The organism is Streptomyces sp. JNUCC 64 (assembly GCF_054484115.1).
The window spans coordinates 693,485-710,393 of the sequence record NZ_CM137015.1; the positions used below are offsets into that span (position 1 = coordinate 693,485).

A 16,909-nucleotide genomic window follows, 5' to 3' on the forward strand; every position below is an offset into this window, starting at 1 on the left:
GGCCGGTGGACGACGGACGAGAACGACGGACGACGGGTCCGGTCGGCGGAGTGCCGACCGGACCCGTTCCACGCCGGACGTGACGCGCCCGCCCGCTACCCCGGTACGGTCGCCTCGATCATGTGCAGGGACGAGTCCACCGGACGCACCCCGTCCACGACCAGACCGGCGCGTTCCACGATCCCCAGCAGCCCGGCCCGGGTGTGCTTGCGGCCGCCGATGACCAGCAGCATCCGCAGGTCCATCGCGGAGGCGAGCGGCAGCCCGGGGCCGTCGGCGTCGACGAAGTTCTCCACGATGACCATCCGCGCCCCCGGCCGGGCGGACGCCACCGCGTTGCGCAGGATCAGCGCCGACCTCTCCTCGTCCACCCCGAGGATGTTCTTGAAGAGGTAGAGGTCGGCCCGGACGGGGATCTCCCGGAGGCAGTCGCCGGGCACCAGCCTCACCCGGTGGGCCAGTTCGCCGCCGGGGCGCAGCCGGGGGTCGGCGTTCGCCACCACGTCGGGCAGGTCGAGCAGGAACCCCTGGAGCGCCGGGTGCCGTTCCAGCAGCGTGGCGAGGACGAGTCCCTGTCCCGCGCCGACGTCGGCGACCGTGCCGGCACCGGACACCGGGAGCAGTCCGGCGAGCGTCCGCGCGGACAGCCGGGTCTGCTGGGTCATGGCGCGGTCGAAGACGGCGGCCGAGTCGGGCCACTCCTTGTGCAGGTGTTCGTAGAACTTCCGGCCGTACTCCTGGCTGAACACCTCGCCCCCGGTGCGCACCGACTCGTCGAGCCGGCCCCAGAGCGACCAGAGCCAGGGCTCGGTGCACCACAGCACCAGGTGCTTGAGGCTGTCCGGGGAGTCCTCGCGCAGGGCCAGCGACTTCCCGGTGTGGACGAACGCGTCCGCGCCGTCTTCCGCGAACACGCCGTAGGACGTCAGCGACCGCAGCAGCCGCCGCAGGGCCTCCGGATCCGCGCCGACCGCGGTCGCGAGTTCGTCCGCGGTCGCGGGCGCGTCGCCCAGGGCCTCGGGCACGCCCAGGGTGACAGCCGCGCGCAGGGAGGCCGCGCACGCGGCACTGAGCGCGTGTTCCATCAGGCCCGACGCCAGGGACTCGGCCGACATCTCACCGCTCATCGCGGAACACCTCTCTGTCATTTCCAGCCATCGGTGGTCATCAGCCCGTTCGGCTTCCGCCCCCGCCGGTTCCCGGGAGGGTTCCCGTGGCGGGGGGGCGGGCGGTCCGCGTCAGGGGGTCAGACGGTCGGCGTCCTGGTCCCGGAGCAGCGTGCAGACGTCCCGCAGCGCGGCCTCCGTACGGGCGATGTCCTCGTCCGTGAGGTGGATGGACGGCTCGAACCGGACGGAGTTCCCCACCGGCCCCACGGGCAGCACCCGGATCCGGTGCTCGCGCAGGACGAACGCGGCGACGAGGTATCCGAGCATGCCCGAACGGGCCTTCTCCCGGATGAGGTCCGAGGCCACGTCCGTCTGGTCGCGGAACTCCAGGGCGAGCATCAGGCCGACGCCCTCCACGGTGTCCACCACGTCCGGGAAGTCTGCCGCGACCGCTTCGAGCGAGCCCTTCAGCCGGTCGCCGCGTTCGGCGGCCACCCGGTAGACGCGGCCGTCGTCGGCCTCCAGTATCTCCAGCACCTTCAGCGCGACGGCGCCGGAGAACCCGTCCTTCGCGAAGGTCGAGCTGTGCATCACCTCGAACTCCGGACGGAAGCGGTCCCGTCGGAAGAGCGCCACGGAGTTCTTGGCGATCCCGCCGCCGAGGGCCTTGGCCAGCGCGTAGTAGTCGCCCCGCAGGCCCATGTGGGTGCTGGCGAGGAAGGCCCCCGTCCGTCCCATGCCGCTGTGGATCTCGTCGATGACCAGGGGGCATCCGAGCGCGTCGCACACCGCCCTGATCTCGCGCGCGGCCTCCTCGGTGACCGACCGCATGCCGTTCGCGCCCTGGACCGGCTCCACGAAGAAGGCGCCGACCACGGGGAAGTCCCGCTCCACGACCTTCACCGCGCCGTCGTCCACCACGACGTCCAGCAGGCTCTCGCGGAGTTCCTCGACCGCCATCGCCATCGCCTCCGGCCGGTCGGCCGGGAGGAACCGGGTCGAGGAGGCCAGCGAGGTGAACGGGGTGCGCCAGTGCGGGTTCTGGGTCAGCTGGACGCTGGCGACCAGTTTGCCGTGGAAGGCGTTCTCCAGCGCCAGGTGGACGGGGGGCCTCGACATCAGCTCCGCGCGCCGTCGTTCAACCTCGGCGACCAGGGCCTCGAACGCCTCGACGGGGTCGGCGGACCCGCCGCCCGGCACCTGTGGGCTCCCGGAGACGGTGGCCCGCCCCGCGAGGACCTCCTCCCGCGCTTCCTCGATGTGCGCGGTGACCTCGTCGGCGAGTTTCGCGACGCGGGCCTGGCGCTCCAGCTCCGCGTGCTTCACACAGATCTCGACGGCCTCGGCCCCGCTGTTGGCGAAGATCGGCGCGTAGGAGTGGTCCTCGCCCGTCTCGCGCCGCAGGATGCCGTTGAGCACGGCGGCGATGTCGTTGGCGTGGGACTGCCGGGACAGCTGGGCGAACACCGGGACCCGCCGGTCCAGTACGGACTTCGCGTACTCGATGATCTCCGGGTCGTTGTGTCCGAAGAGCAGGGACCCGAACCCGCACACATGGTCGAGGACGGCGGTCTCCCGGCCGTTCCCGTCCACGAAGTGGAGCGTGTTCCCTTCCGCCCGGGTGTACTCGACGTCCAGCCCCACGCTCTCCAGCCAGCCGTTCAGAAGACGGTCCGCGAAGTCGTGCTCATCCGTCGGATTGCCCATGCTGTGCCTCTTTCACGTATTCGTTGAGGAATCCTGCCCCTGGCACGCATTCACTCATCCATTTTCACGTGATTCTCGACTTTACCGGCGGACATCACCACCGACAACGGGTTTAGATCTCCAGGTTTAGCCGGACTGAACTTTCGTTTACGTTCCCGATGCCCGACCCCATCGCCAGGGTAAAGTGATCAAACGACTTGGCAAGTCCACACGGCTATAAGGCCGTTACCCACTTCCCGGTCCGGACAGCAGAGACGGCGGACAGCTCATGAAGCATGGCGGCACCCATGAAGAAGCGGGAAATGGACCGGCTTATCTGACACCGGGTTCCATCAGAATCACCCCGGACGACATCCGTTACGAGAACCTGCGGCACGCTTACAACTACCGGTTCCCCGCACAGCCGGAATACTTTCGGCTGGCCCATTCCCCCCGGCAGGTCGAGGAGGCGGTGCGCGAGGCGGTCACGGCGGGGAAACGGATCACGGTGCGGTCCGGCGGACACTGCGGCGAGGACTTCGGGGCCTCGCCCGGCGTCGACGTGGTCCTGGACCTCTCGCCGATGTCCCACGTGGGGTTCGACCCGGAGCGCGGGGCCTTCGTCATCGAGGCGGGCGCCCGGGTGGGAAAGGTGATCGACGACCTCTTCCACCACTCGGGAGTGACCGTCCCCTGCGGCTTCTGCATGGGCGTGGGCGCGGGCGGACACTTCAGCGGTGGCGGCTACGGTCCCCTCTCCCGGCTGCTGGGGCTCAGCGTCGACCATCTGTACGCGGTCGAGGTGGTCGTCGTGGACGGGAACGGCGAGGTGTCGACGGTGGTGGCCACCCGCGCGGAGGACGACCCCAACCGCGACCTCTGGTGGGCGCACACCGGTGGCGGCGGCGGCAACTTCGGGGTGGTCACCCGCTACTGGATGCGGTCCCCCGGGGCATCCGGCACCGATCCGGCCGCCCTGCTGCCCCGCCCTCCGGGTGCGCTGCACATCGCCGAGGCCAGCTGGCCCTGGGACGGGCTCACCGAAGCGGCCTTCATCCGGCTGGTCGGCAACTTCACCCGCTGGCAACTGGCGAACAGCGCGCCCGGCTCGCCGAACGTCGATCTGTACGCCCTGCTCAACTGCCTCCACCGGTCCGCCGGGAACATCGCCATGAACGCGCAGATCCCCGCGGACGCGCCGGACGCCCGGGCCCGCATGGACCGTTTCCTGGAAGAGATCGGCACCGGCGTCGGGGTGGAGCCCACGGTCCGGCGGCAGTCGCTGCCGTGGCTGGCCGCGACCCGTTACCTGGCCGTTCCGGACACCGGACCGACCGCCCTCGCCCTGCGCTGCAAGGTCAAGTCGGCCGATCTGCGCGCCCCGCACGGCGAGGACCAGCTCGCCACCGTCTACCGCCACCTCACCCGGGACGACTACCGGGGCACCTACTCCGCGCTGGAGTTCATCGGCTACGGCGGCGAGGTGAACACCGTGGCCTCCGACGCGACCGCGATCCCCCGCGCCGCCCTGCTGAAGACGTTCTACATGGTGACCTGGCAGGACCCGGCCGAGGACGACCGGCACCTGCGGTGGATCCGGGAGTTCTACCGGGACGTGCACGCGTCGACGGGCGGGGTGCCGGTTCCGGACGGGACCAACACCGGCGCCTACATCAACTACGCGGACGTCGACCTGGCGGACCCGGAGTGGAACACCTCCGGCACCCCGTGGCACGCCCTGTACTACGGCGGGAACTACTCCCGGCTGCGGGAGGTCAAGGCGAGGTGGGACCCGCTGAACGTCTTCCGCCACGCCCTGTCCGTCACCGCGACGCCGTGAGCCGTGGTCCGGGGCGGCGGAAGTCCGCCCGGCCCGCCGCCCCGGCCGACCCGGACCACCCGGACCACCCGGACCACCCGGACCACCCGGTGGGAAACGGCGCCCCGCACGGGCCCGCACCGGAAGGGAACGGCCTTTGGCCGTCCGCATGACCGCACCGTTCCACGGCGGCTCCGCCCCGGACACCGCCACCGGAACGGACGGCGCACCACGCGAGCACCGGGGCCGCGAGGGCACCGGCCGACCGACGGACTCCGCGTACGGACCGGGACCGTCGGCCTCCTCGCGGCACCCACCTGGAGAAGGGAACACGCATGACACCGTTCACGGACGAACCCCGGCACACCGACGGGGAAGGACCGGTGACCTCATGACGGTCGAGGCCGACGCCCGCCGCACCGTGGTCGCGGGGATCTTCGGAACACTGGCCACCCAGGCCATCGGCGCCGCCGCGCGCCTGGACCTGGCCGACCGCATCGGCGACGGCGAGGCCGGTACCGCCGAGCTGGCCTCGGCCTGCGGTCTGCCCCCGGAACAACTGGAGCGGCTGCTGCGGTCCCTGGCCTCGCTGGGCCTGTGCGCCGAGCGCGTGCCCGGCCGGTTCGCGCTCACCGAGGCCGGGGCCCTGCTGCGCCAGGACCACCCGGCCTCCCTGCTGGCCTTCGCCAAATTCCTGACACACCACGTCTTCCAGCGCAACTGGCTGAACCTGGAGGAGTCGCTGCGCACCGGACGGGCCGCCTTCGACACGGAGTTCGGCGAGCCGGTGTACGACTACATGTCGGGCCAGCCGGAGCTGGCCGCCCTGTTCCACGCCGCCATGAGCAAGCGCCACCTCCCCCAGGAGATGGCCTCGGCGATCTCCTCGGCGTACGACCTGGGCCGGTTCGGCACGATCACCGACGTCGGCGGCGGCGACGGCACGCTGCTCGCCGCCTGGCTCGCCCGGTACCCGCAGCTGACGGGCACCGTGCTGGAGACCGAGGCGGGGGCGGTCCAGGCGCGGGCGACCATCGCCGCGGCCGGGCTGGCCGACCGCTGCCGCGCGGTCGCCGGTGACTTCTTCACCGAGGTCCCCAAGGGCTCCGATCTGTACTTCATCAAGAACGTGGTCCTCAACTGGGACGACGAACGCGCCCTGACGATCCTGCGGCGGGTCCGGGCGGCCATGCCCGACCACGGCAGGCTGCTCATCGCCGAGCCGGTGCTGCCCGACACGGTCAACGGGGACACCCTCAACCACGTGGCCATCGAGAACCCGTATCTGACCGATCTGCACATGCTGGTGACCATCGGCGGACGGGAGCGCACCCGGGCGGAGTACACCGCGTTGTGCGCCCGGGCCGGGCTGCGCGTCACGGACGTGGTGCCGTTGGAGCGGGAGCTGAACGCGTCGCTCATCGAGGCGGTGCCCGACAGCACTCCCTGAGCCGGTCCCGTCCCACCCGCCGCCGTCCGGCGCCACCACGGCGAGCCGGTCGGCGGTGGGACGGGACGGGACACGGGCGTCGGCGGCCCGGCACGAACGGTGCCGGGCCGCCGACGGTCCGACGAGGGCGCTGCGGTCCTGGGGGTCGACCACAGTCGACGGGCGGGTCAGGGGGGGACGGCCCGTCGTCATCGTCCGCGAGCCGTCCGACGACGGTCGCGGGAGGGGGTCAGGAGGGCGTGTCCTCCCGCTGGTTCGGGACCAGTCCCTGGCGCATGGCGATGACCACGGCTTCCGTGCGGTCCGCGACACCGAGCTTGTGGTAGACCATGTGCAGATGGGCTTTCACCGTCTGTTCGGTGATGTGCAGGGAACGGCCGATCCGGCGGTTCGACAGGCCCTGGGCCAGCAGATCGAGCACTTCCTGCTGGCGCCGGGTGAGGGGCAGCGGCGGCTTCTGCGGGACGCCGGGGTGCCTCGGCCCCCCGCCGGGGGAGTCTCTACAGGGCTCGTCCTGAGGCCGTATCAGGGTTCTGGACGGCGCGGCGGGGGCGGCGGGCACCTGGCTCTGCGGGGTGCGGACGGGCCGCTCCCGGTGCTGCGGGGCCACCAGGTTCTTCCGGGCGCGGCGGGCGATGTCGCCGAGTTCCTGTAAGAGGGTGAGCACTTCGTCGATCTGGGCGATGGCGGCCTGGGCTTCGTCTCCATCCTGGCGTTCCGTGAACGGTATGACGTTCGCACGATCAATCACCGGGTGATTCGCCTTTCTTTTGACGAGCGCTTCGGACTTCGGGGGCACCGGCTTCCGCGGCTGTCGCGTTTCCGGTGGCGGATCCCTGTCGTGGGTCCGGGGAGACCATCGGTTCATCGTCGTGGGGCGGTTCTCAGCGGCACGCCGACCTCCTTTCGTCGTCGATCACCGGTGTACGCGCGCCCGGTGGGGCCGACCCGACCGTCCGACCGGCACCCCTGGGCAGCGCCCCCATCAGTCTCCCGAGCGATTCGGCTATTGTCCATGCCTATCAAGAAACCGATGCACATAGCATCTTTCTATCAGCCAGGGTGGCCGTCACGCAATCCCCGGTTCACACACGAAGACGGCCACGGTCACGACCACGGGTGGGAACGGCCTGATGTGGCCTGTTCGGTGACGCTCCTTCACCTCGTGGCGTGACCGTGTCCGATGTCATGCGCCGTTCCGTCAGGGAACGCGGACGCTCAACGGTGCTCCGCCACCTCCCGGGGCATCGGGGACCGGAACGGCGCGCCGCGGCGAGAACGCCAGGAGCAGACCTCCGGTGACCGGATGGGTCAGATGGGTGCAGACGACCCCGAAGACCCGTTGGACCAGTTCGGGGGTGAGCACCTCGGCGGGTGGACCGTCGGCGACGATCCGTCCGCCGTGCAGGACGTAGAGCCGGTCGCAGTAGGCGGCCGCGAGGTTGAGGTCGTGCAGGACGCACAACGTCGCCCGGCCCAGGTCGCGGACGAGTTCGAGCAGTTCCAGCGCGGCGTAGATGTCGAGGTGGTTGGTGGGTTCGTCGAGGAGCAGCAGCGGGCTCTCCTGGGCGAGCGCCCGGGCCACCAGGGCCCGTTGCCGCTCGCCGCCGGACAGGGTCGACAGCCGACGGGTGCGGTGGCCGGCCAGCCGGACGCGTTCCAGCGCGCCGAGGACCCGCTCGCCGTCCCGGCCGCTGGTGCCCTCGAACGCCCCGAGCCAGGGTCCTCGGCCCATGGCCACGAGTTCCTCGACGGTGAAGTCGAAGTCCGGGGTGCTCTCCTGGGCGACCAGGGCGGCGCGGCGCGCGACGTCCCGCTGACTGAGCTTCCGTACGTCGTCACCGCCGAGTTCGACGCTTCCGGCCACGGGGTCGAGCGCCCGGTAGACCGTGCGCAGCAGCGAGGTCTTGCCGCTGCCGTTGGGCCCGACGAGGCCGACGCGTTCGCCCTCGCCGACGGTGAGGTCGCAGTCGGCGACGATCGGGGTGGAGCCGAGGCGGACGCCCACCCCGGACAGCGAGAGTCTCATGACGCCTCCGAACGCCGCAGCAGCCACAGGAAGACCGGCGCCCCGAGGAGGGCCGTGACGATGCCGATCGGCAGTTCTTCCGGTCGGACGGCGACCCGGCACAGCAGATCGACGACGACGAGGTAGACCGCCCCGAGGAGCATCGCGACCGGCAGCAGCCGCCGGTGGTCGGGACCGATGGTCAGACGCACCAGATGGGGGACGATGAGCCCGACGAAGCCGATGCCCCCGGAGACGGCGACCAGCACACCGGTCAGCAGCGAGGCCACGACCAGCAGTTGGATCCGGGCGCGGTGCACGGGGACGCCGAGCGAGAGCGCGGCGTCGTCACCGGCGGCGAGCGCGTTGAGCGTGCGGGTCCGGAGGATCAGATGCCCTCCGACGACCAGTACGGCCGCCGCCGGAAGCCAGAGGTTCGCCCATGACGACGCCGACAGCGAACCGAGCAGCCAGAAGAGCACCGAGTGCGCCGCGTCCGCGTTGGAGCTGCGGAAGATGACGAAGCTGGTGGCTCCGCTGAACAGGTAGGACAGGGTCACCCCGGCGAGGATCAGCCGGCTGGGGACGACCCGTCCGGCGCGGCGGGAGAGTCCGAGGACCGCGGCGGTGGCCACGAGGGCTCCGACGAAGGCCGCGGCGGAGGTCGACAGCCCGGCCACCGCCACCGAGCCGAGAGTGATCACCACGGAGGCCATCAGCCCGGCGCCCGCGGAGACTCCGAGGACGAAGGGGTCGGCGAGCGGGTTGCGGACGGTCGCCTGGAGGGTGACGCCGACGGCGGCGAGGCCAGCGCCGACGACGGCCGCCAGGAGGACGCGCGGCAGCCGCAGGTGCCACACGATCTGCTCGTCCATGACGGTGGCGGAGGTCCCGGCACCGGTCAGACGGTCGGCGATGACCGAGACGACGGTTCCGAGCGGCACGCCGACGGAACCGATGGACACGGCCACGCAGACGGTGGCGGCGAGGACGAGGAGGAGCACCGGTACGGCGGCGCGGAGAGGGACACCGCGGAGGCCGGGGCCCCCGGTCCGCCGTGGGGCGGCCTTCGGGTGCCCCACGGCTTCGGCGACGGCCGGAGCCGGTGTGCGCTGTGACATCCCGGCCCCTACTGCGCGCGGAAGGCGCTCGGGTGCAGGAAGCGCGCGGCTTCGACGACGCCGTCCACCGGCCGGGTGCTGCCCCGGGCGCCGGTCTTGGCCGAGTCGATCGCGAGGAAGCGGCCCTTCTTGACCGCTTCGGTCTGCGGGAAGGTCCGCTTCAGAAAGGCGATCGACTCGTTCTGCCCCTTCGTCGAGGCGGTGAAGTCGTCGACGATGATGGCCTCGGGGTCGCGGGCGATGATCTGCTCCGCGCTGACCGGTGCGAACTGTCCCGGCAGATCGGCGAAGACGTTCTCGCCGCCCGCCCGTCGGAGCACGTCGTTCGAGAGCCCGCCGGAGGTCACGTAGAGCTGTCCGGCGACCCGGGAGATCTCGGCGACCTTGCGCTTGGGCCGGTCGGCGACGCGCTGGCGCACGTCGTCGAGCTTGCCGTGCAAGCGGTCGGCCAGCGCCCGGGCGCGTTCCTTCACGTCGAAGACGGTGCCGAGCTGGTCGAGGTCCCCGTCCAGGGAGTCGAGCCCCGAGGTGTCCGAGGTGAGGTCCTTGGCGCAGCCGCCGCCGACCACGTAGGTCGCTATGCCGAGCTTCCTCAGCTCGGCGATGGTCGGGCTGCCCTGGTTGCCGGAGACCTTCTCTATCTGATCGGTGATCAGGAGGTCGGGCTTGGCGGCGACCAGCGCCTCGGTGCCGGGGTTGCGCGCCCCGAGGCTGGGCAGGGCGGCCAGGCGCTTCCTCAACTCGGGTGCGGGGGCGGACTCGCCGCGCGTCTTGGCGACGATCCGGTCCCCGACCCCGAGGGCGAACAGGGTGTCGGCGAGGGCGTCCGTGGTGATCACGACGCGTCGTGGGGCCCGGTCGAGCGTGAAGGACTTGCCGCAGGACTCGAAGGTGATGGCGTCCGATCCGCCTTTCCCGCCGGAGCCGTCGTCGGTGTCGCCGCACCCGGCCGCCGTGAGGGCGACGAGGGTGCTGAGCAGGACGGCCCGGAGCCGGTACGGGGCGACGCGCGGTCTACGGCCGCGCGGCTGACGGTCAGGATGCGGACGGAACATGAAGTGGCGTTCCCTTCACTGAAGTGCACAGAGCAAATAGCGGTGGTGTGAACATTATTGAATGAGACTCAGTCGCCATGTTAGGGTACCCTAATGAAATCATCAACATCACAGACGCCCGGGCTGGCTGGCCCGGGCGCTCTGTTTCGCATGCTGGCTCCGATCCGGACCCATCTGGTGGTCTGCGGGGTCCTCTCGGCCCTGAGCGCGGCGGCGGGCATCGTGCCCTACATCGCCGTCGCGGAGATCGCCCGCCTCATGCTCGACGACCCGTCGGGCGCGGACACGGCCATCTGGACCTGGGTCGGCATCGGCGCCGCGGGCGCCAGTCTGTGGCTGCTGCTGTTCGTCCAGTCGGCCCGGGTGGGGCACTACGCGGACGCGGCGATCCTGCACGAGGTGCGCGTGCGGATCGTGCGCCACCTCGGCACCCTGCCGCTGGGCTGGTTCCGCGCCGCGGGCTCGGGCAAGGTCAAGCGCGCGATGACGGGCGACCTGGAGGAGATGCACGAGGTCATCGCCCACGCCCTGGGCCAACTGACCGGCGCGGTCACCGTGGTGGCCGTCGGGACCGGCTACCTCGTCTCCGTCGACCCCGTGATGGCACTGGTGGTGCTGGGGGTGCTGGGGTTGATGGGGGTGTTCTACCGGATCTCGATGCGCTCCATGACGACCCATATGAACCGGCTGATCGCCGCCGACGCGCGGATCAGCGCGGCCAGCGTCGAGTACGCCGACGGCATCCAGGTGGTCAAGACGTTCGGCACCGGGGGCCGGGTCCTGCGCCGCTTCGACGACGCCGTCGACGAGCACACCAACGCCTTCGCCGCCTGGGTCGCCGAGGTGCGCTACAGCTCGGCGGCGTCCCGGCTGCTCGGCTCCGAGATGGCCGTGCTCACCGCCGTGACGGCCGTCGGACTGACCCTGGTGGACCGGGGATCGCTCGGCGTCGCCGACCTGGTGGCGTTCCTGGTCGTCGCGGTCGGGCTGCCGAACTCGATCCTGCCGGCCGTGACCGCCGCCCAGGGGGTGCGCAAGGGCCGGATGGGCGCGGCCAACATCGAGCGGCTACTGGCCCGCACCTCCCTGCCCGAGCCCGAGGACCCGCAGAAGCCCCGGGGCCACGGAGTGGAGTTCGACCGGGTCTCCTTCTCCTACGACGGGGTGACCAACGCGATCGAGGACGTCAGCGCGGTGTGTCCGCCCGGTCAGGTGACCGCGGTGGTGGGGCCGTCGGGCGCCGGGAAGACCACGCTCACCAGTCTGCTGCCGCGCTTCTACGACGTCACGGAGGGAGCCGTCCGGATCGGCGGCGTCGACGTGCGCTCGATCCGGTCGGCCGAGCTGCTGGCGTCGATGTCCCTGGTGTTCCAGGACGTGGCGCTGCTCCGCGACAGCGTGGTGGAGAACATCCGCATCGGCCGTCCGGGCGCCACCGACGAGGAGGTCCGCCGGGCGGCCGTCGCCGCGCAGATCCACGAGGTGATCGAGGGCCTGCCCCAGGGGTACGACACCCTGCTCGACGCGAACGGCGGCGGACTGTCCGGTGGTGAGCGCCAGCGGTTGACGATCGCCCGGGCGATCCTGTCCGGGGCGCCCATCGTCGTGCTGGACGAGGCCACGGCCGCCCTGGACGCCGACAGCGAGTCGGCGGTCCAGGAGGCGCTGGCCACCCTGGCGATCGGCAAGACGGTGATCGTCATCGCCCACCGGCTGCACACCATCGCCGGGGCCGACCAGATCCTCGTGTTCGAGGGCGGACGGCTGGTGGAACGGGGCGTCCACGACGAACTGCTCGCCCGTGAAGGTCTCTACGCCCGGATGTGGGCCGCGCAAGAAGGAGTGCTCGCATGATCCGCCGGCTGTACCGACTCTGGCCGGAGCCCAGGCTGCTGGCCCGGCTGTGGCTGCTCACGGCGGGGCAGGCCGTCCTCCAGGGGCTGCTGCTCGCCCTGCTCGTCCCGATCCTGGACGCCGTCGTCCGGCCCGAGCCCGATGTCGGCGCGGCCACGCCCTGGCTGGTGCTCGGCGCGGTCGGCGCGGTCGCCTACGCGGTGCTGAGCATCATCGCCACACCGGTGGGCTTCAAGGCGTCGGGCGCCCTCGCCGCGCAACTGCGCCGCCGTCTGATGCGGCATGTGAGCACCCTGACGCTGGGGTGGTTCACCGCCGAGCACAAGGCACGGCTCGCGCGCGGGGTGACCGCCGACGTGGGCAGCGCCGCGCATCTGGCCGTGACGGTCGCCGGGCCCGCGATCACCTCCACGCTGCTGCCCGCGACGGTCGTCATCGTGACGTTCGCGGTCGACTGGCGGATGGCGCTGCTGCTCTGCGCGATCGCCCTGGTCGCCTTCTGGGCGCTCCAGCGGGCCGCCCGGATCGCCGAGATCACCGAGAGCGAGCTGGAACAGGCGGCGACCGGGGTCGCCAGCCGGGCGATCGAGCTGGGCCAGGCGCAGCCCGTGCTGCGGGCCGCCGGTCACGCCGACGGGACCCCCCGGATGCGGGCCGCGCTCGACGACCACCGGGAGACCTACCGGGACGGGATGCGGCGCGCGCGGCGGCCGTTCTTCGTCTACACCGGTGTGATCATGGGCGGCTTCATCGCGGTGCTGGCGCTCGCCGCCGAGCTGATGCTGAGCGGACGCATCGGGATCGCCGAGGCGATCGCGCTGCTCGTGCTGGCCTCCCGCTTCCTGGAGCCGCTCGGCAACCTCATCGACCTCATCGGCGCCCTGCGCGCGATGCGGAACCAGATCGGGCGCATCGAGGAGCTGTTGGCCACGCCCACCCTCCCGGCGCCGGCGAAGCCGGTGCGGCGGGTCGAGGAGGCGGAGGTGGAGTTCTCGGACGTCACCTTCACCTACCCGGGCGGCGACTCCCCGGCGATGCGGAACGTGTCCCTGCGCTGCCGGCCGGGCACCACCACCGCGCTGGTGGGACCGTCGGGTTCCGGGAAGACGACGGTGACCCGGCTCATCGCCCGGTTCTTCGACGTCGACTCGGGGCAGGTCCGCGTCGGCGGCGTCGACGTACGCGAACTCGACCAGACCGCCCTGCTCGACGAGATCGCCATCGTCTTCCAGGACGTCTACCTCTTCGACGACACCATCGAGGACAATCTGCGGCTGGCGCACCCGGAGGCGACCTGGGACGAGCTGCGGGAGGCCGCCCGCGCGGCCCGGCTGGACGAGGTCATCGAGCGGCTGCCCGACGGCTGGAACACCCGGGTGGGCGAGGGCGGCGCCCAGTTGTCGGGCGGTGAGCGCCAGCGCGTGGCGATCGCCCGGGCGATCCTCAAGCGGGCGCGCATCGTGCTCGTCGACGAGGCCAGCTCCGCGCTCGACCCCGAGAACGAGGCGGCGATCACCCAGGCCATCGCCAACCTCGGGGACAGCCCCGACCGCACGGTGATCGTCATCGCCCACCGTCCCGCCACCCTGGCCGCCGCGGACCACGTGGTCTCGCTCGACGACGGTCGGGTGGTGGAGTCCGGCACTCCGGAGGAGCTGCTGCGCACCGGGGGGGCGTTCGCTCGGCTGAGTCAGCAGTACGAGCGGGCGCGGCACTGGCGCATCGCCAACTCGGCCCGCTGACCCGTGCCGCTGCCGACGACCGTGGTACGGGGTCGTCGGCAGCTCGCGGCGGTCAGCCGTCGACCCTCAGATAGCGGTGGGCGAGGTCGGTGATGTCGGCGATGAGTTCATCGGCCAGCCGGTCGATGTCCTCGGCCTCGTGGTGCAGCAGCTCATGGGTGGCCCCGTACCAGGCGCTGTAGATCAGACTCGCGGCCATGGCGGGGTTGGGGGCGTCCGACGGCGGGTCCGGGCGCTCGGCGATGAGTTTCCGGAACGCTTCGACGTGCGGGTTCTCGGTACTGACCTGCATATCCGTCTTGGCGTTGATGGGGGTGTGCCCGTAGAGCACGTCATGCAATTCCGCGTGCTCCACGTACACCCGGACCGCGTCGCTGAGCCAGGCGTCCAGACGTCCGACCCAGTCGTCGGCGGACAGGTGTTGCACCACTTCGTTCTGCCGTTCGACCAGTCGGTCGACAAAACGCGTCTGCAACGCGAGCATCAAATCGCGCTTCGAGCCGAAATGCAGATAGAACGTGCCGATGGCGACGTCCGCCTGCTCCGTGATCTCATCAATTCGGGCAGCGTCGATCCCGCGCTCGGCGAACACCTTCTCGGCTGCGTCGAGAAGGTCGGCACGCCGTTCTTCGGCGGGTTTGGTCCGCGGGCGACCCCGCGTTGTTCGACGCTGACTCATCCGGGCAGTTTACGGGTTCGGCGGCGGCGCCGTCGGCCGAGGGTCGGTCTCCTTCCCGATGCCATTTCGGGACGCGCCAATGACGGTTCGGCACGTCATCGCCCCCGTCTCCCATTCGAGTGAGACTCATTCATCTCCACCGCGCGGGAACGCCGGACCGTCCCGTTTCCGGCTCCGACGCGACGCGGCACCCGGCACCGCTCGGCCGATGGGCCCGTCCCGGGTCCGCCGTGACCTCCCCAGCCGGGCCGTGGTCCGCCCCGGTGTCTCGGAAACGGTTCGGGACGATCACTGAAACCGCAGGTCAGCGGCGTGAGACAGCCGTCGGGACGGCTGGGACACCCGGGAGCGCGTCCATCGGGCCGTAGCGTTCGGTCCCGGGCGGCGAGTCGATCCGGACCGCGTCCGCCGTCGGCACCTCACGGGGGTGGGTGCCGACGCTTCCCGGCCCGCCGACCGGTCCCCGCGTTCCGGCGCCCCGCACCGCGCGTTCCGTCCAGTCAGGAGTTGTCCCCATGTCTGCCGACCCCAGCCCGTCCTTCCAGGACGTGGTCACCGCCCGGATGTCCCGCCGGAACGCGCTGCTCACCGGCGCGCTCGCGACGGCTTCCGCCGGGCTCGCCGCCTCCCCGGCGGCCGCCTCGGTTCCCGCCCCGGCGGCGGGCGGCGCCGACCCGGAGGAACTCGGCTTCGAGGCCGTGCCCGTGGGCGATGCCGACGCGGTCGTCCTGCCCGCCGGTTACACCGCGCGGACGCTGGTGGCCTGGGGCGATCCACTGCGCGCGGGGGATCCCGCATGGCGCGCGGACGCCTCCGGCACGGCGGCCGACCAAGCGCGGCAGATCGGTTCGCACCACAGCGGGACGCACTTCTTCCCGGCCCGGCGCGGCGCGGACGGCAGCCGCCGCGGAGTGCTGGTGATCAACCACGAGTCGGTGGACCCCGCGCTGCTCCACCCCTCGGCGCAGCGGTCGGACGGGGAACGGGTCGCCAAGGAACTGGCGGCGCAGGGCGTCAGCGTGGTGGAGGTCGCACAGGACCCCGACGGCGGCTGGCGGACGGTCGGCTCGCGGAACAACGTCCGGATCACCGGCACCACCCCCGTCACCTTCTCCGGGCCGGTCGGACCCCGTCACCCGGCGCTGCGCACCGGACGCCCGCCGCTGGGCACGCTCAGCAACAGCGGCTACGGGGTGACGCCCTGGGGCACCTACCTCAGCTGCGAGGAGAACCCGAACGCCTGGTTCGGAACGGACGCCGCCAACTGGTCGCCCACCCGGACCCAGCGCCGCTACGGGCTCAGCGCGGGCGGCCACGGCAAGCGCTGGCACCAGACGGACCCCCGGTTCGACCTCGCCGCCGGGAACGGCAACGAACCGAACCGCTTCGGCTGGATCGTGGAGATCGACCCCTTCGCGGCGGACCGCACCCCGGTCAAGCGCACCGCGCTGGGCCGCTTCGGCCACTCCTCGGCGGCGGTCACCGCGTCACGCGGGCGGGTCGTCGTCTACAGCGGTGACGACCAGGAAGGCGGCTACCTCTACAAGTTCGTGGGGAACGGCTCGTGGCGGTCGCGGCGGGCCCGGGGACGGAGCCCCCTGGACCACGGCACCCTGTACGTGGCCCGCTTCCAGGAGGACGGGGCGGGGCGCTGGCTCCCCCTGGTCCACGGGCGCGGTCCGCTGACCAAGGCGCTCGGCTGGACGGACCAGGCGGACGTGCTGCTGCGCGCCCGGGAGGCCGCGGACGCCCTGGGCGCGACCCCCATGGACCGGCCCCAGCAGATCGCCGTCGGACCGGACGGCCGCAGCGTGTACTGCGCGCTGGCCAACGGGACCGGTGGGCACCATCCGGCCCGGGGAACGGCCGGGCCCCGCGACGCCAACCCGTACGGGCACGTCGTCCGCTGGCGGGAGCGGTCCGGCGACGACCGCGCCTTCGACTGGGAGGTCGTCGTCCTCGGTGGCGATCCGGAGCGGGCTTCCGACGTCCGGCTGCCGGAGGAAGGGAAGTTCGGTTCGCCCAAGGGCCTGTCCTTCGACGCGGCGGGGCGCATGTGGATCCAGACCGGGATCTCCGGTCACGCCCTCGGTGACGGTCTCGGCAACAACGCCGTCCTGGTCGCCACCCGGCGCGACGGCGTCCGCAGGTTCCTGACCGCGCCCCGGGGCGCCGAGGTCACCTCGGCTGTGCTCACCCCGGACCTGCGGACGATGTTCGTCAACATCCAGCACCCCGGGGCGCGCACGGCCGTCTGGGGCGGCCCGACGGCGGAGGACCCCCGGGCGGTCAGCGACTGGCCCGACCGGGACCCCGCGGGCCGTCCGCGGTCGGCCACCATCGTCGTCCGCCGCGCGGACGGCGGCGTCATCGGCTCGCGCTGAGC

12 protein-coding genes are annotated in these 16,909 nt (G+C 71.8%); 5 read left to right on the forward strand and 7 right to left on the reverse strand.

Annotated features, from left to right (window positions below; all coding sequences use genetic code 11):
- Positions 1 to 95: 95 nt before the first annotated feature.
- Both ACVWNX_RS02660 and ACVWNX_RS02665 read right to left on the reverse strand, forming a co-directional pair.
- Complete coding sequence (locus ACVWNX_RS02660) at positions 96 to 1,127, reverse strand: methyltransferase (protein WP_454412223.1); 1,032 nt, start codon at positions 1,125 to 1,127, stop codon at positions 96 to 98.
- 111 nt (positions 1,128 to 1,238) lie between these two features.
- Positions 1,239 to 2,816, reverse strand: a complete 1,578-nt coding sequence (locus ACVWNX_RS02665; protein ID WP_454412224.1) for an aspartate aminotransferase family protein — start codon at positions 2,814 to 2,816, stop codon at positions 1,239 to 1,241.
- Positions 2,817 to 3,084: 268 nt separating this feature from the next.
- On the opposite strand from ACVWNX_RS02665, the gene ACVWNX_RS02670 reads away from it, so the two are divergent.
- Positions 3,085 to 4,635: an FAD-binding oxidoreductase gene (locus ACVWNX_RS02670; protein ID WP_454412225.1), complete on the forward strand. Its 1,551-nt coding sequence runs from the start codon at positions 3,085 to 3,087 to the stop codon at positions 4,633 to 4,635.
- 370 nt (positions 4,636 to 5,005) lie between these two features.
- Positions 5,006 to 6,064: a methyltransferase gene (locus ACVWNX_RS02675; protein WP_454412226.1), complete on the forward strand. Its 1,059-nt coding sequence runs from the start codon at positions 5,006 to 5,008 to the stop codon at positions 6,062 to 6,064.
- 229 nt (positions 6,065 to 6,293) lie between these two features.
- Here ACVWNX_RS02675 and ACVWNX_RS02680 read toward each other — a convergent pair whose 3' ends face one another.
- The 4 genes from ACVWNX_RS02680 to ACVWNX_RS02695 all read right to left on the reverse strand — a co-directional run bounded on the left by ACVWNX_RS02680 (position 6,294) and on the right by ACVWNX_RS02695 (position 10,248).
- Positions 6,294 to 6,815 carry a helix-turn-helix transcriptional regulator gene (locus ACVWNX_RS02680; protein WP_454412227.1) on the reverse strand — a complete coding sequence of 174 codons (522 nt, stop codon included), beginning with the start codon at positions 6,813 to 6,815 and terminating at the stop codon, positions 6,294 to 6,296.
- 450 nt (positions 6,816 to 7,265) lie between these two features.
- On the reverse strand, positions 7,266 to 8,093 hold the full coding sequence (locus ACVWNX_RS02685; protein ID WP_454412228.1) for an ABC transporter ATP-binding protein: 828 nt from the start codon (positions 8,091 to 8,093) through the stop codon (positions 7,266 to 7,268).
- The gene (locus tag ACVWNX_RS02690; protein WP_454412229.1) at positions 8,090 to 9,193 is read right to left on the reverse strand and encodes a FecCD family ABC transporter permease; all 1,104 of its coding nucleotides are present in this window, start codon (positions 9,191 to 9,193) and stop codon (positions 8,090 to 8,092) included. The genes ACVWNX_RS02685 and ACVWNX_RS02690 overlap by 4 nt, the downstream gene beginning before the upstream one ends.
- 8 nt (positions 9,194 to 9,201) lie before the next feature.
- Positions 9,202 to 10,248: an ABC transporter substrate-binding protein gene (locus ACVWNX_RS02695; protein ID WP_454412230.1), complete on the reverse strand. Its 1,047-nt coding sequence runs from the start codon at positions 10,246 to 10,248 to the stop codon at positions 9,202 to 9,204.
- Between the two features lie 150 nt (positions 10,249 to 10,398).
- Here ACVWNX_RS02695 and ACVWNX_RS02700 point away from each other — a divergent pair, with 150 nt between their 5' ends.
- Both ACVWNX_RS02700 and ACVWNX_RS02705 read left to right on the forward strand, forming a co-directional pair.
- Positions 10,399 to 12,102, forward strand: a complete 1,704-nt coding sequence (locus ACVWNX_RS02700; protein ID WP_454412231.1) for an ABC transporter ATP-binding protein — start codon at positions 10,399 to 10,401, stop codon at positions 12,100 to 12,102.
- A complete protein-coding gene (locus tag ACVWNX_RS02705) occupies positions 12,099 to 13,844 on the forward strand; it encodes an ABC transporter ATP-binding protein (protein ID WP_454412232.1) in 1,746 nt (581 codons plus the stop codon). Before ACVWNX_RS02700 ends, ACVWNX_RS02705 begins: the two co-directional genes overlap by 4 nt.
- A gap of 52 nt (positions 13,845 to 13,896) precedes the next feature.
- Here the strand turns inward: ACVWNX_RS02705 and ACVWNX_RS02710 are convergent, their stop codons facing one another.
- Positions 13,897 to 14,523: a TetR/AcrR family transcriptional regulator gene (locus ACVWNX_RS02710; protein WP_454412233.1), complete on the reverse strand. Its 627-nt coding sequence runs from the start codon at positions 14,521 to 14,523 to the stop codon at positions 13,897 to 13,899.
- Between the two features lie 515 nt (positions 14,524 to 15,038).
- Here ACVWNX_RS02710 and ACVWNX_RS02715 point away from each other — a divergent pair.
- Positions 15,039 to 16,907, forward strand: coding sequence for a PhoX family protein (locus ACVWNX_RS02715; protein ID WP_454412234.1), 1,869 nt, complete (start codon positions 15,039 to 15,041; stop codon positions 16,905 to 16,907).
- Positions 16,908 to 16,909: the final 2 nt, after the last annotated feature.

Excerpts from the sequence above, each read along its gene's own strand:
- ACVWNX_RS02715 (WP_454412234.1), top strand. The coding sequence starts at position 15,039 with ATGTCTGCCGACCCCAGCCCGTCCTTCCAGGACGTGGTCACCGCCCGG.
- ACVWNX_RS02670 (WP_454412225.1), top strand. The coding sequence starts at position 3,085 with ATGAAGCATGGCGGCACCCATGAAGAAGCGGGAAATGGACCGGCTTAT.
- ACVWNX_RS02700 (WP_454412231.1), top strand. The coding sequence starts at position 10,399 with ATGCTGGCTCCGATCCGGACCCATCTGGTGGTCTGCGGGGTCCTCTCG.
- ACVWNX_RS02660 (WP_454412223.1), bottom strand. The coding sequence starts at position 1,127 with ATGAGCGGTGAGATGTCGGCCGAGTCCCTGGCGTCGGGCCTGATGGAA.
- ACVWNX_RS02705 (WP_454412232.1), top strand. The coding sequence starts at position 12,099 with ATGATCCGCCGGCTGTACCGACTCTGGCCGGAGCCCAGGCTGCTGGCC.
- ACVWNX_RS02675 (WP_454412226.1), top strand. The coding sequence starts at position 5,006 with ATGACGGTCGAGGCCGACGCCCGCCGCACCGTGGTCGCGGGGATCTTC.
- ACVWNX_RS02710 (WP_454412233.1), bottom strand. The coding sequence starts at position 14,523 with ATGAGTCAGCGTCGAACAACGCGGGGTCGCCCGCGGACCAAACCCGCC.
- ACVWNX_RS02685 (WP_454412228.1), bottom strand. The coding sequence starts at position 8,093 with ATGAGACTCTCGCTGTCCGGGGTGGGCGTCCGCCTCGGCTCCACCCCG.
- ACVWNX_RS02690 (WP_454412229.1), bottom strand. The coding sequence starts at position 9,193 with ATGTCACAGCGCACACCGGCTCCGGCCGTCGCCGAAGCCGTGGGGCAC.
- ACVWNX_RS02665 (WP_454412224.1), bottom strand. The coding sequence starts at position 2,816 with ATGGGCAATCCGACGGATGAGCACGACTTCGCGGACCGTCTTCTGAAC.
- ACVWNX_RS02695 (WP_454412230.1), bottom strand. The coding sequence starts at position 10,248 with ATGTTCCGTCCGCATCCTGACCGTCAGCCGCGCGGCCGTAGACCGCGC.